This is a genomic window from Nitrospiria bacterium, from assembly GCA_035517655.1.
Classification (GTDB): Bacteria; Nitrospirota; Nitrospiria; order JACQBZ01; family JACQBZ01; genus JACQBZ01.
Genome location: DATIYJ010000040.1, coordinates 16,578 through 30,334, shown reverse-complemented (window position 1 = coordinate 30,334; position 13,757 = coordinate 16,578). Strand labels below are relative to the sequence as shown.

Annotated in this window: 9 protein-coding genes; 7 read left to right on the top strand and 2 right to left on the bottom strand. The window is 60.9% G+C overall.

All coding sequences use genetic code 11. The annotated features are described in order from the left end of the window. The 5 genes from kdpB to VLY20_07775 form a co-directional block, all read left to right on the top strand. Positions 1-2,061 (top strand): potassium-transporting ATPase subunit KdpB (gene kdpB / locus VLY20_07795; protein ID HUK56546.1); only part of this gene is annotated, 2,061 nt, incomplete at its 5' end. A 10-nt stretch (positions 2,062-2,071) separates the two neighbouring features. Beyond that, positions 2,072-2,644 (top strand): potassium-transporting ATPase subunit KdpC, encoded by a 573-nt coding sequence (gene kdpC, locus VLY20_07790; GenBank protein ID HUK56545.1) that lies wholly within the window; start codon positions 2,072-2,074, stop codon positions 2,642-2,644. 51 nt (positions 2,645-2,695) lie between these two features. Beyond that, on the top strand, positions 2,696-5,413 hold the full coding sequence (locus tag VLY20_07785) for a sensor histidine kinase KdpD (GenBank protein ID HUK56544.1): 2,718 nt from the start codon (positions 2,696-2,698) through the stop codon (positions 5,411-5,413). Next, the gene (locus VLY20_07780) at positions 5,403-6,110 is read left to right on the top strand and encodes a response regulator (protein HUK56543.1); all 708 of its coding nucleotides are present in this window, start codon (positions 5,403-5,405) and stop codon (positions 6,108-6,110) included. The genes VLY20_07785 and VLY20_07780 overlap by 11 nt, the downstream gene beginning before the upstream one ends. A 59-nt stretch (positions 6,111-6,169) precedes the next feature. Further along, the gene (locus tag VLY20_07775) at positions 6,170-8,332 is read left to right on the top strand and encodes a thioredoxin domain-containing protein (GenBank protein HUK56542.1); all 2,163 of its coding nucleotides are present in this window, start codon (positions 6,170-6,172) and stop codon (positions 8,330-8,332) included. Here the strand turns inward: VLY20_07775 and VLY20_07770 are convergent. Both VLY20_07770 and VLY20_07765 read right to left on the bottom strand, forming a co-directional pair. After that, positions 8,313-9,227, bottom strand: a complete 915-nt coding sequence (locus VLY20_07770; GenBank protein ID HUK56541.1) for a GGDEF domain-containing protein — start codon at positions 9,225-9,227, stop codon at positions 8,313-8,315. The genes VLY20_07775 and VLY20_07770 overlap by 20 nt on opposite strands. Positions 9,228-9,247: 20 nt before the next feature. Next, complete coding sequence (locus VLY20_07765) at positions 9,248-9,838, bottom strand: hypothetical protein (protein HUK56540.1); 591 nt, start codon at positions 9,836-9,838, stop codon at positions 9,248-9,250. 241 nt (positions 9,839-10,079) lie between these two features. Here VLY20_07765 and pyrE point away from each other — a divergent pair, with 241 nt between their 5' ends. Both pyrE and VLY20_07755 read left to right on the top strand, forming a co-directional pair. Beyond that, positions 10,080-10,700: an orotate phosphoribosyltransferase gene (gene pyrE / locus VLY20_07760; protein HUK56539.1), complete on the top strand. Its 621-nt coding sequence runs from the start codon at positions 10,080-10,082 to the stop codon at positions 10,698-10,700. Between the two features lie 91 nt (positions 10,701-10,791). After that, positions 10,792-13,686, top strand: a complete 2,895-nt coding sequence (locus tag VLY20_07755; GenBank protein ID HUK56538.1) for a spermidine synthase — start codon at positions 10,792-10,794, stop codon at positions 13,684-13,686. Positions 13,687-13,757: the final 71 nt, after the last annotated feature.

Sequence of the window (13,757 nt, the reverse complement as noted above, 5' to 3'; positions counted from 1 at the left end):
GCAAAAAAACACAGATTATTCGATCCCCAGATCGTCCGACAGGCGATCGTGGCTTCGTTCCGGAAACTCGGTCCGAAGCATCAGTTGCGCAATCCGGTCATGTTCGTGGTTTATGTCGGAAGTATTTTGACCACGATGCTGTTCCTGCAGGCGCTTTTCGGCCAGGGCGAGGCGCCGGCCGGGTTTATTCTTCATATTTCGCTCTGGCTCTGGTTTACCGTTTTATTTGCCAATTTCGCCGAAGCCATGGCCGAAGGGCGCGGCAAGGCACAGGCCGACGCACTACGACGGTCGCGGCAGGAGCTTACCGCTAAACGACTGGCCCATCCAAAATACGGATCGAACTTCGACATGGTCACCGGCGGCCTCCTCAAGAAGGGAGATGTCGTACTGGTCGAGGCCGGTCATACGATTCCGGCCGACGGAGAGGTGATCGAGGGCGTCGCTTCCGTGAACGAGAGCGCGGTGACCGGGGAAAGCGCGCCGGTGATCCGCGAAAGCGGCGGGGACCGCAGCGCCGTGACCGGGGGCACGAACGTCCTTTCGGACTGGCTGGTCATCCGGGTGACGGCCAACCCCGGCGAGATGTTCCTGGATCGGATGATCGCCATGGTCGAAGGAGCCAAACGGCAGAAGACGCCCAACGAGATCGCGCTCAACATTTTATTGGCGGCTTTGACGATTATTTTCCTTTTGGCGACCGTCACGCTGCTGCCCTACTCCATCTACAGCGTGGCGGCCGTTAAACTGGGAACGCCGGTGACCATGACGGTCCTGGTCTCTCTGCTGGTCTGCCTGATTCCGACGACGATCGGCGGACTGCTATCCGCGATCGGCATCGCCGGGATGGACCGCATGGTTCAGGCCAACGTGATTGCCATGTCCGGCCGCGCGGTGGAAGCCGCCGGCGACGTCGATGTTCTTCTGCTCGACAAGACCGGCACGATCACGCTCGGAAACCGTCAGGCCACGGCGTTTATTCCGGTGCCCGGCGTGGACGAGGGAACGCTGGCCGATGCGGCCCAGCTCGCCTCCCTCTCGGATGAAACACCCGAGGGCCGCAGCATCGTGGTTTTGGCCAAGGAAAAATACGGGCTGCGCGCGCGGGATATTCATGCGCTGGGCGCAACGTTCGTTCCCTTTACGGCGCAGACACGCATGAGCGGCGTTAATCTGAACGGCCGGCAGGTCCGCAAAGGGGCGTCGGAGGCGATTGAGGCCTATGTGACCCAAAAGGGCGGCCAGTTCCCGGAATCTTTGCGCACAACCGTTCAAACGATCGCAAAGCAGGGGGGAACGCCCCTGGTGGTCGCAGAGGGAAAAACGGTGCTGGGAGCGATCCATCTGAAAGATATTGTCAAAGGAGGAATTAAGGAACGCTTCGCCGAGCTGCGGCGGATGGGGATCAAGACCATCATGATCACAGGGGATAATCCGTTGACGGCCGCAGCGGTGGCCGCCGAGGCCGGCGTCGATGATTTCCTCGCTCAGGCCACCCCGGAGGCCAAGCTCAAGCTCATCCGCGATCTTCAGGAAGGCGGACGGCTGGTCGCGATGACGGGCGACGGCACCAACGACGCTCCGGCGCTGGCCCAGGCCGATGTCGCGGTGGCCATGAATACCGGCACGCAGGCCGCGAAAGAGGCCGGCAACCTGGTTGATCTGGACTCCAATCCGACAAAACTGATCGAGGTCGTCGCGATAGGAAAACAGCTGTTGATGACCCGGGGCGCCCTCACGACCTTCAGCATTGCAAACGACGTCGCCAAATATTTCGCCATCATCCCGGCGGCCTTTGTCAGCACGTATCCGGTTCTGGGTGTCTTGAATATCATGAAACTGGCCACTCCCCAGAGCGCGGTCTTGTCGGCCGTGATTTTTAACGCGCTGATCATTCTCTTTCTGGTTCCCCTGGCCCTTCGCGGACTGCGCTATCTTCCGATCGGAGCGGCCGCATTGCTCCGGCGTCATTTATGGATCTACGGAGCCGGCGGGATTATCGTTCCGTTTATCGGAATCAAGTTGATCGACATGATTCTGGCAGGACTTCACCTGGTTTAAGGAGAAAACGATGTGGACACAAACGAAAACAGCCCTTTTCCTGCTGCTCACTCTTACGGTGATGACAGGAGTTCTTTACCCGCTGGCCGTGACGGGGATCGCCCAGGTGATCTTTTCCCGACAGGCCAATGGAAGTTTGATTATTCAGAACGGCCGGCCGGTCGGCTCGACGCTGATCGGCCAGCCCTTTGACGACCCGAAATATTTCTGGAGCCGACCGTCGGCGACTGGGCCGTTTCCCTATAACGCGGCCTCCTCTTCCGGTTCGAATTTGGGCCCGACCAATGACGTGCTGTTGAAAGCGGTCCAGGACCGGATCGCGGCGCTCAAAGCGGCCGATCCGGAAAATTCGGCGCCGGTGCCGGTGGACCTTGTCACGGCTTCCGGAAGCGGCCTCGACCCTCACATCAGCCCCGCCGCCGCCGAGTATCAGGTTCATCGGGTGGCGAAGGTCCGGGGACTGGATGAAGCCAAAGTACGCGCCCTTGTTGCGGCCAAAACCGAAGGGCGACAACTTGGAATTCTGGGCGAGGCGACGGTCAACGTCCTGCAGTTGAACCTTGCACTGGATGAGCTCCGATAATCCTGCTATAATCTAACCTTCAATTTCACGCCGTTCTAAATTTAGAGGGCCATGAAACATCCAGAAGAAAGGCGGCCCAGCCCGGATCTGCTGCTTGAGCAGGTAAGAAAAGAAGAAGAGCGCGCGCGCCAGGGCAAGTTGATTATTTTCTTCGGCGCCGCCCCCGGGGTCGGGAAGACCTATGCCATGCTCAATGCGGCCCAGGAGAAACGCGCCGACGGAGTCGACGTGGTCGTGGGAATCGTGGAAACCCACGGCCGCGCCGAAACCGAGGCGCTTCTCAAAGATTTGGAGGCCCTGCCCCGACGCGCCATCGAATACCGCGGGACGACGCTAAAAGAATTCGATCTCGACGCCGCGCTGGCCCGCAAGCCCGCGCTGATTCTCATCGACGAGCTGGCGCATACCAACGCCCCCGGATCCCGCCATAAAAAGCGCTGGCAGGACGTCTTCGAACTGCTGGCGGCCGGAATCAATGTTTACACGACGCTGAACGTGCAGCATCTGGAGAGCCTCAACGACGTGATCGCCCAGATCACACGGGTTGTGGTGCGGGAGACCCTGCCCGATTCCGTCCTGGACCGGGCGGACGAGATCGAGTTGATCGACCTTCCGCCGGATGAACTCCTGGAGCGGCTCAAGGAGGGGAAGGTTTATGTGGCCGAACTCGCGGCCCGGGCGCAAGAGAACTTCTTCCGGAAAGGAAACCTGCTCGCGCTGAGGGAGTTGACCTTGCGCCAAACAGCCGAGCGGGTGGACGAGCAGATGCAGAACTACCGGCTCGACCGGGGGGTCAAGACCGTTTGGCCGGCCGCCGAACGGATCCTGGTCTGCGTCGGGCCGAATCCCCGCTCGATCCGGTTGATTCGCGCGGCCAAGCGCATGGCCGACGGCCTGCGGACAAACTGGATCGCCGTGAATGTCGAGGCCCCTTCGCGGGTGCGCTTGTCCGAAAGCGACCGGAAACAGTTGGACGAGCACATGCACCTGGCCGAGAGTCTGGGAGCCGAAACGGTCACCCTGTCGGGGCATCGGGCCAGCGAGGAGATCCTGAGCTACGCCCGAAGCCGAAACGCCAGCAAGATTATCATCGGCAAGCCGACCCATCCCCGATGGAAGGATCGGCTGTTCGGTTCCACGCTGGACGAGGTCGTCCGGGGCAGCGGTGATATCGACGTTTATGTCATCACCGGCGACAGCGCGGAGCCGGTGTCCCGGCGCTCCGGGAAAGCGGCTCCGCACGGGTCGAACGCGAGAGAGTGGATCCTGAGCGTCGCCTCGGTTGCGGTCTGTTCCGGAATTTCGGCCGTGATGCGCCCGTACTTCACTCCGGCCGATCTGGCCATGGTCTATCTCCTGGGAATCGTCCTGGTCGCCAGCCGGGCGGGTCGGGGACCTTCTCTCCTGGCCACGGTGCTCAGCGTGGCTTCCTTCGATTTCTTCTTCATACCCCCGATCTACACCTTCGCCGTTGCCGATGTCCGATACTTCATCACGTTCGTCGTCATGTTCGTCGTGGCGTTGGTCATCAGCCGCTTGACCCTGCGCGTGCGGGAGCAGGCGGATGCCGCGCGGCTCCGGGAGCGGAGAACGGGCGCGCTCTACAGCCTGAGCCGTGAATTGTTGTACGAACGGAAAATCGAAAAAATGACCGCCCTCGCCGTAAAACACATCGGCGAGGTCTTTTCAAGCCGGTCGGTCGTTCTCCTGCCCGACCCCAAAAACCATCTGAAGGTCCCGGCGGCGGGACCGGAAACCTTTGTTCTGGATCAGAGAGAATCGGGCGTGGCCCAATGGACGTTCGACCAACGTCAGCCGGCCGGGCTGGGAACCGACACCCTTCCGGGGGCGCAGGCTTTGTATCTGCCTCTTGTAACCTCCACGCGGACCGTGGGCGTGCTGGGGATCCGGCCCGATCCTTCCATCGGAGGTTTCGACCAGGAACAGATCCGTGCCCTCGAAAGTTTTGCGAACCAGACGGCCATGGCGATCGAAAGGGCCCTCCTGGCCCGGGAAGCGCACCGGGCCCTCTTGAAAGCCGAGACGGAAGCCCTGCGCAACACCCTGCTGAGTTCGGTCTCCCATGATTTGCGAACCCCGCTGGCCGCCATTACCGGAGCCGCGACGACGCTCCTGGATCGCGACGTGACTCTGGATCCATCCAGTCAGCGGGAGCTGGTCGAAACCATTTCCGAAGAGGCGGACCATTTAAATCAGATGATCCGAAACGTTCTCGACATGACCCGCCTCGAGTCCGGCGCGATCACCGTGAAAAAGGAGTGGCTGTCGATCGAAGAGATCATTGCGGCGGTGCTCACCCGCCTGGCCGCCCGGCTCAAGGATCACCCCCTGACGACCCGCTTGCCGAGAGATCTCCCCTTGGCTCCTTTCGACCCTTTGCTGATCGAGCAGGTCATGGTGAATCTGCTGGACAACGCGCTGAAGTATACCCCGAAGGGAAGCCTCTTGGAACTCTCCGCGGAGGTGAAGGGAGACCTCCTGTGGGTGGAACTGGGTGATCGCGGTCCGGGCATCCCGCCGGGAGCCGAAGAGAGGATCTTCGAGAAATTCGCGCGCAGTTCGGACGCCGGGGGCGGCATCGGGCTGGGCTTGTCCATCTGCCGGGCCATCGTCACGGCCCACGGCGGCCGGATATGGGCCGAGAACCGGCCCGGCGGCGGCGCGATATTCCGTTTCACTCTGCCTCTCGAAGGACCGCCGGGGCCGAATCCGCGGGAAGAAAAGGTCGAGGCTCCTGATGGCGGATGAAAAGCCGCTGATCTTGCTGATCGAGGACGAGCCGCAAATGCGGCGTTTTCTGCGGATCACGCTCCAGAGTCAGGGCTATCGTCTCATCGAGTCCGCGACCGGGCAGGAAGGGCTTGTCCAGGCCGCCACGCGCAATCCCGATGTGATTCTCCTCGATCTCGGGCTGCCGGATCTCGACGGCCTGGAGATCACCCGACGGCTTCGGGAATGGACACGGACACCCGCGATCGTGATATCCGCGCGGGAACAGGAGCAGGACAAAATCCGGGCGCTCGACGCGGGCGCCGATGACTATCTTACGAAGCCCTTCACCGCCGGCGAGCTTCTGGCCCGGATCCGCGTCGCCCTGAGACACGCGGCCAGAAAGGGGGCGGATCAGAACGAGCCGGTCTTTATTCTGAATAATCTGCGGGTGGATCTGGCGCAACGGCAGGCCTACCTCGATGAGAAGGAAGTTCACCTGACCCCCATCGAGTACAAATTGCTGGCGGTCTTGATTCGCCACGCCGGCAAAGTGATCACCCACCGTCAGCTTCTCAGAGAAGTTTGGGGTCCCGCGCAGGAGAACGAGGTTCAATATCTGCGCGTTCACATGACCCATCTCCGCCATAAACTTGAATCAGACCCCGCCCGCCCGCGATTTCTCATGAACGAGCCCGGAATCGGTTACCGGCTTAAATACGATCCGGAAGGCTAGGCACCGGGAGCCCTTTCCATCCTTGACCAAGCGAATCCGCGCAGGGTATCCTTGAGTCCATGACGCAAGACACGACGCATAGGCATACCAACCGCCTGATTCATCAGACCAGCCCCTACTTGCTTCAGCATGCGCACAACCCGGTGGACTGGCATCCGTGGGGGGAGGAGGCGCTTCGCAAGGCCAAGGACGAGGACAAGCCGATCCTGCTCAGCATCGGATATTCGGCCTGCCACTGGTGTCACGTCATGGAGCGCGAATCGTTTGAGAATGAAGCGACGGCCCGGATCATGAACGACCATTTCGTCAATATCAAGGTCGACCGCGAAGAGCGGCCGGACCTGGACGAGATCTACATGGCGGCGACCGTCGCGATGAACAACGGCCACGGCGGCTGGCCGATGACCGTTTTTCTTTCGCCGGACCAGCGGCCGTTCTTTGCCGGGACCTACTTTCCGCCCGAGGATCGATACGGCCGACCCGGTTTCGGCGCGATCCTCCTTAAGATCGCCGACCTGTGGAAAACCAATCGCGCCGCGTTGTTGCAACAGGGCGAAACCCTCACGGAACATATCCGCGGACAAGTCCTCGCCGCCCCGGCCCAAGCGGTGGGGGACGAAGCCATCGAGCAGGCCGCGACGCAGCTCGCGCGGGAGTTCGACCCTGTTCATGGCGGATTCGGCGGCGCGCCCAAATTCCCGCCCTCGACGGCCTTGTCGTTGTTGCTGCGGGTCCACCGCCGCACGGCAGATCCCGAATGGCTCGCCCTCGTGCGGAGAACGCTGGATGCGATGGCCCAAGGGGGCATGTACGACCAGATCGGGGGCGGATTCTGCCGCTACTCCACCGATGAACGATGGCTCGTCCCGCATTTTGAAAAAATGCTCTACGACAATGCGCTGCTGGCCCGAATCTATCTGGAAGCCTATCAGGTCACCGAGGAGCCGTTCTACAAACGGATCGCGACCGAGATCCTGGATTACGAAATCCGCGAGATGACCTCGCCGGAAGGCGGCTTTTACTCCTCCACCGACGCCGACTCGGAGGGCGAGGAAGGAAAGTATTTCGTCTGGACTCCGGATGAAGTCAAGGCCGTCCTGGGCGATGAAGACGCCCGGCGTTTCTGCGCCTACTACGACATCACCGAAGCGGGCAACTGGGAGGGAAAAAACATCCCCAACACGCCCCGCCCCTTGGCCGGGGTCGCCGCCGGGCTTGGAATCGACCCGGTGGCGTTGCAGATCTCGCTGGACGCCTCTCGAAAAAAACTGTACGAAGCGCGGGGCCGGCGCATCCCCCCCGGGCGGGATGACAAGATTCTGACCTCCTGGAACGGTTTAATGATCGGCGCGATGGCGGAAGGGGCCCGGATCCTGAACGAGCCGCGCTATCTCGATGCCGCCGGGCGGGCGGCCGACTTTCTCCTTCAAACCGTTCGGACTCCCGAGGGCCGGCTGCTCCGAACCTACCGCTCGGGGAAGGCCCACCTCAACGCCTATCTGGACGACTATGCCTATTTGTGCGAGGGCCTGATCGATCTGTACGAGGCGGGCGGTTCGGCGCAATACCTGACCGCGGCGGCGGAATTATCCGGACGGATCTTGAGCGACTTCAGTCCCGAGGACGGCGGCGGATTTTACAACACCTCGCGCGATCATGAACGGTTGATCCTCCGCCATCGCGACGGTCATGACGGAGCCACCCCGAACGCGAACGCTTCGGCCGCCATGGCCCTGGCGCGCCTGTCGTTTCATTTCAATCGCGAAGACTGGCGAAAGGCGGCGGAGTCGGCCGTGACGGCTTACGGCGCGGTCATCGATCGCTTTGCCCGCGCTTTTTGCAAAACGTTGGCCGCGGTGGATTTTCTTTTGGATGGGCCGATCGAGATCGCGGTGGTCGGAAAACCCGGCGAGGCGGGCTATGAGGCTCTCCGCCGCGAAACGGCCTCGCGATATTTTCCGAATCGCATTCTGGGACATCTCGACCCCCTCGCGGCCCAGGGAAAAATTCCGTCCCTCCCACTCCTCGAAGGCAAGGGACCGGTCAACGGGAAGGCCGCGGTGTATCTCTGTTACAACTTCACCTGCTTATCCCCGATGACCGACCCCGCACGCGTCGGTCCGGCCCTCGACGCGCATCGGGAGCGCCTCCGATCCACCCGTCGCGCTTCCCTCCGACACCGGCGCCCATCGGAGATTTCCCCTACTTCTTCGGCTCCATAAAACAGTAGGTGATATTCCCGCCCATCCGTTTCGCCTCGCGGAGCGCCGCGTCGGCCCGGGCGACCAGCGCGTCGGCGTCCTCCGCGCCGCCCGAGCGTTCGGCGATCCCGACGCTGATCGTCATCGAGAACGCCTGCCCGTCCACCTCGAACGCCTGATCCGCGACGCGGGTCCGAAGCCGCTCACCGACAAGCCGGCCCCCCATCAGGTGGGTGAGGGGAAGGATGAGACCGAATTCGTCGCCGCCGTACCGCGCCAGCAGATCCGTCGGACGGATCGCGCTCTTGACCCGGTCCGCAAATTCTTTCAGAACACGGTCGCCGGCCGGATGCCTCTCGCCCTCGCCGACCTTCTTAAACCCGTCAAAATCGATCAGTCCGATGGATAGAGGCGCGTGGAGGTTTTTACATCGTTCGAGGTTGCGCTCAAGGTAAAGGCGAAAGGTCGGCTTGTTAAAGAACCCCGTCAGTCCGTCCCGAAGGGCCCGTTCGGAAAGTTCGTCCTGGTACAGATGATCAAGGCTGTTGGGCCCCACGTATCTCAAAATCGAGTTCCCGACCCGGATGAGATCGCCCTCCGAGAGTTCCTTCTCCCCTACCTTCGCATCGTTGCAAAACGTCCCGTTCTTGCTGTCCAGGTCGCGGAGGACGACCCGGTCGCCGGATTCGCGCACAACCTCGGCATGCTTGCGCGAGACCATGGGGTCGTCGATCGGGATTTCCGCATCCTGCTGCCTCCCAATCACCATCTGTTCCTTGGACAGCGGAAATTTTTCGCCGATGACCGGACCGGCCACGACCACGAGACAGGCCAGATGGTAATTGATCCAATCCATCCGCCGCCGGGAAAGATTGTTCGAAAGGTTGATCGACCCGATCGTCGTTTCGTCATCCATGCCCGACCTCGTTCCGGCGCTTAAAACAGCGACCCCTCGGCCTCCTGGCGCTCGTTCCAAAGGGCTTGGTCCAACAGAATCATCACGACATTGTATTGCTTCACCAATTGCTTCGACTCGAACCGCATCCGAAGCTCCCGTTGAAGGACGAGACGCGTTTGCGGATCGTCCCACTGGACAAACTCAAACGGATGCTCGCCGAGCGACTTCGATTGGACCGGCACCTTCCCGTATCGTTCCATGTCCTTCTTGACCAGATTGTCCCAACGGGCCTCGTCGAAAAAACCTTCGCGGTATTCGACCGTAACGCGATACAGCCGACCGTGAAGAAACCGGCAGCCCATGACCCGAATCTCCCGGGGCAGGGATTCCCGCAAGACCTCGAACGACCGTTCGTCCTCGATCAGGCCCGGGTTTTCGCCCGTCTGCTCGCCGCCCTTCACCGCTTTTTGGAACTCCGCGACCGTCATTCCAAGGCGGACGGGACCCGCCGCGCGGTCGATCGGATCGGCGGCCCGGCTTTCGATCACCGGCGTCCATGGAGAACCCATCAAGCCGGCGACGAGGACAAGGCCCGCCGTGACGCGACGGTGCGCCGTTTTAGCCGTCATGAGCTTGTCCGATTTCCCTATTCGATATTGTAAATGCCAACGACATAAAACAGAATGGTCAGGATCAGAAGAAATCCCACCACAAACCCGATGGCTTTTAAATAGTTCATCTCAAACCCGTCGTTCTCAAACGCGTCCGGTCCGCAAACCGCGGCGGGGTCTTATCAATGCTCGTTGACACGTTCGAATCTTATGGTATACTAACTCCGAATTTTTTACAATCCGCAAACAAAGGATCGCGATGCCCTCCCGAAAAAAATCAGGCGCGCCGGCCGCGTCTTCCGGCCGGGATCAACTGCTCGATCTTCTCTTCCGCCAATCGTTCCGCTGCAGCGATCAACCGGTCTTCAAGCTCACGTCCGGACAGATGAGCCGCTACTACGTCGACTGCAAAAAGGTGACGCTCGATCCGAAAGGCGCGGCGCTCATCGGCCGACTGGTCTTCGAGCGGATCAAGTCTCTGCACCCTCAAGGCGTCGGCGGCCTGACGTTGGGGGCCGATCCCATCGCTCTGGCCGTCGCCGTGACCAGCTACCTCGAAGGACAGCCCATTCCGGCCTTCATCATCCGGAAGGAGCCGAAGGGGCACGGAAGCCGGGCCTGGATCGAAGGAAACCTGCCGGAGGGCGCCGAGGTGGTGGTCGTGGAGGATGTCGTGACCACCGGCGGATCGACGCTGAAGGCGATCGAACGGCTGAAGGCGCACGGCTGCAAGATCCTGAAGGTCATCGCCCTCGTGGACCGACAGGAAGGCGGCCGGGAAAAGATCGCGGCCGCCGGTCATCCCCTGGAACACCTGTTCACGGTGGACGACCTGCTGGCCTTGGCCGGCGCTTCCCGCTCTTCGTCGGAACCCTCTTGAAACGCCCGCCCGGAAACCCATCCCCTTGTTCGGGTCGTCCCCGTGTTCGGTTGTTTTTTTGCGTTAAAAAATGTAACCGACTCTTGGCCAGATGACCGCCCTGCTTTGCACGATTTTCTTCATCTCAGGCGCGTCCGCGCTTATCTTCGAAATGCTCTGGTTTCACCAGGCAGGGCTGGCCTTCGGCAACAGCGTTTGGGCCTCGAGCCTCGTCCTCTCCGGCTTCATGGGCGGGCTCGCGCTGGGAAACGCAATGGCCGCACGGTACGGCGCGGGATTTAGAAGCCCGATTCGTATCTATGCGTTCGCTGAAGCAGCCGTCGCGCTGACGGGTCTGGGGCTCGTCTATCAGTTTCCATTCATTGGAGCGTTCCTGGCGCCTTGGCTCCATCCGCTGTTGGAAAACCCGTGGCTCTTGAATCCCATTCGGCTCCTGGTCGCATTTTGCCTGTTGCTCATCCCATCCACCGCCATGGGGGTGACGCTGCCCTTGCTCACAAAGGCCCTCATGGCTTACGACACCAACTTCGGCTCTGTGCTGGGAAGACTTTATGGATGGAACACCATGGGAGCCGTAATCGCGGTGGTTCTTGGCGAGATCTATCTCATCGGCGCCCTCGGCATTCACGGGACGGCCATTCTGGCCAGCGGCTCGAACCTAACGGCTGCCGTCGCGGCGGCCGGGCTTTCATTGAAGACCCCGCGTTTGTCCTTATCGTCCGTCAACGCGGGCCGGCGCGCCACGGCGCTTACCGGAAAGCACTGGCTGGCCGCAGCCTGTCTTTCCGGGCTCTGCCTTTTGGCCCTGGAGGTCGTTTGGTTCCGCTTCCTCTTGCTTTTTGTTTTAGGCCACTCGGTGGCCTTTGCGCTCATGCTGGGACTTGTTCTCCTGGGGATCGGACTGGGCGGCTTGGCCGCTTCGCAGTGGCTGCGTCTCTCGCTCGATGCCTATCGGTTTACAGCCTCAATCGCATTTTTGGCCGGCTTCCTTTGTGTGATTTCCTATGCCGTTTTTCCATGGGTGCTTAGGCCTTTCGCCGACTCGTCTTACGTCATCAGCAAGACGGTCGATATCCTGGCCGTCGGCGCGCCCCTCATGTTTCCCGTCTCCTTCCTTTCGGGGGTCTTCTTCACACTGGTCGGCGCCGCTCTGCGGAACGACCTGGCTTCCGAGACCGAGACCACGGGCACCCTGACGTTTGTCAATACCGTAGGCGCCGCGCTCGGGTCGCTGGTCGGCGGATTCGTTTTACTCCCCGTCTTGGGAATGGAGAAATCGTTTTTTCTGATCGCCCTGCTTTACGGGGCCATCGGTGCACTATTGCTGGCCAAAACTTCCTTCCCGCGTCGGATCACATACGCAACCGCGGCCCTGTTCCTCTTGAGTGCCCTCCTGTTTCCTTTTGGATCGATGGAGAAGCATCATCTCCGGTTTTCTGAAAATCGGTATCTTAAGCGAGAGGCGGCCTGGAATCGATATCTTAAGATCGATCAGGAAGCTTCCAGCCGCGTCGCGGCGACTCGGGAGAGCCTTACCGAGACCATCAGCTTCCTGGAGACCCGGCTGCTGGGGAGGCCGATGTCCTATACCTTGCTCACCAATTCGTCCGCGATGTCCGGAACGGAGTCTCAATCACGCCGCTACATGAAGCTTTACGTCTACTGGCCCATGGCCGTTCATCCAAACCTCAAACGGGCCCTTCTGATCTGTTACGGGGTCGGCAACACGGCAAAAGCCATGACGGATTCGAAGAGCCTTGAGACCATCGATGTGGTGGACATTTCCCGTGCCGTCCTGGAGATGAGCGACGTCGTTTACCCGAACAACGCGGACAATCCCCTCCATGATCCGCGGGTTCGCGTTCACATCGAAGACGGGCGCTACTTTCTCCAGACGACCGACCAGCATTTCGACCTCATCACGGCCGAACCCCCTCCTCCGGAGAACGCCGGTGTCGTCAATCTTTATACGCGCGAGTACTTCCAGCTGATTCATGACCGCCTGGCCGAGGGAGGGATCGTCACGTATTGGTTGCCCTTAAAATCACTCACGGAGGTCAGCGCCAAGGCCGTCCTCCGCGCCTTCTGCGATGCGTTCGAGGACTGTTCACTGTGGAACGGGATCGGGGGGGACATGATGATGGTAGGAACCCGGAAGGCCCGGGGACCGGTATCCGAGGAACAATTCGCCCGTCAGTGGAGTGATCCGGTTGCGGCGCCCGAGATGAGCGCGCTCGGTTTCGAACGGCCGGAGCAGCTCGGCGCGTTGTTTATCGGGGACGAAGAGTATCTGAAATCGATCATCGGCGATTCGCCGCCTCTGGTCGATGATGACCCGAAACGGATCGTGGCCCCTTCGGTCTCTCCGAAAGAGTCCGCCCGAATGATGCAGAGTTTCACCGACGCATCCGGCGCGAGGACGCGTTTCCGTCAGAGCCCCCTGATCAAACGGCTGTGGCCGGAGCGCCAGATGACCGCATCGCTCCCCTACTTCGATATCCAGGCCATGATTAACGCCCGGTGGTTTGGGCCTCTCTCCAAGCAAGACCTAAACGGTACCATTGGAGCGGTTCATCGTCTTTTGACAGGTTCGGATCTGAAAACCCCCGTCCTCTGGCTGTTGGGCAGCGATTCGGACGTTCAGCGTATCGTGGCCCGCGCGGGGCCCGAAGAGGTCTTGCCTCCGGCACTTGAGTTTCACATCGGAATCCGCCTCATTTCGGAGCGGCAGTATGCCGCCGCCGTGGAAGCTCTGGGCCGAACCGAGCAAGTCCCGGAGTTCCAGGAGCTTGCATTCCGGCTTCGCATCTATGCGCTCTGCATGTCCGGCCGGACCCGCCAAGCCCAGCAGCTCGCGGAGGAGCACTTGGTGAAAATTTTCACGGCCAACGGGATGGATCGCAAGTCGATGGACAAGGTCCGCCTTGAGCCGTTCTGGTCATGGATGAAACAAGCGTTCGGAATCGATCCCCTGAAAAGCGTCTGAGGTTCACAGGGTCCGCCGCACGAGACTTTGCCCCTCGGCGATGATCCAGGATCGGACTCCTTTCAACGTCA

Coding starts and splice junctions, on each gene's coding strand:
- VLY20_07775 (HUK56542.1), top strand. CDS start 6,170: ATGACGCAAGACACGACGCATAGGCATACCAACCGCCTGATTCATCAG.
- VLY20_07770 (HUK56541.1), bottom strand. CDS start 9,227: ATGGATGACGAAACGACGATCGGGTCGATCAACCTTTCGAACAATCTT.
- VLY20_07755 (HUK56538.1), top strand. CDS start 10,792: ATGACCGCCCTGCTTTGCACGATTTTCTTCATCTCAGGCGCGTCCGCG.
- kdpC (HUK56545.1), top strand. CDS start 2,072: ATGTGGACACAAACGAAAACAGCCCTTTTCCTGCTGCTCACTCTTACG.
- VLY20_07765 (HUK56540.1), bottom strand. CDS start 9,838: ATGACGGCTAAAACGGCGCACCGTCGCGTCACGGCGGGCCTTGTCCTC.
- pyrE (HUK56539.1), top strand. CDS start 10,080: ATGCCCTCCCGAAAAAAATCAGGCGCGCCGGCCGCGTCTTCCGGCCGG.
- VLY20_07785 (HUK56544.1), top strand. CDS start 2,696: ATGAAACATCCAGAAGAAAGGCGGCCCAGCCCGGATCTGCTGCTTGAG.
- VLY20_07780 (HUK56543.1), top strand. CDS start 5,403: ATGGCGGATGAAAAGCCGCTGATCTTGCTGATCGAGGACGAGCCGCAA.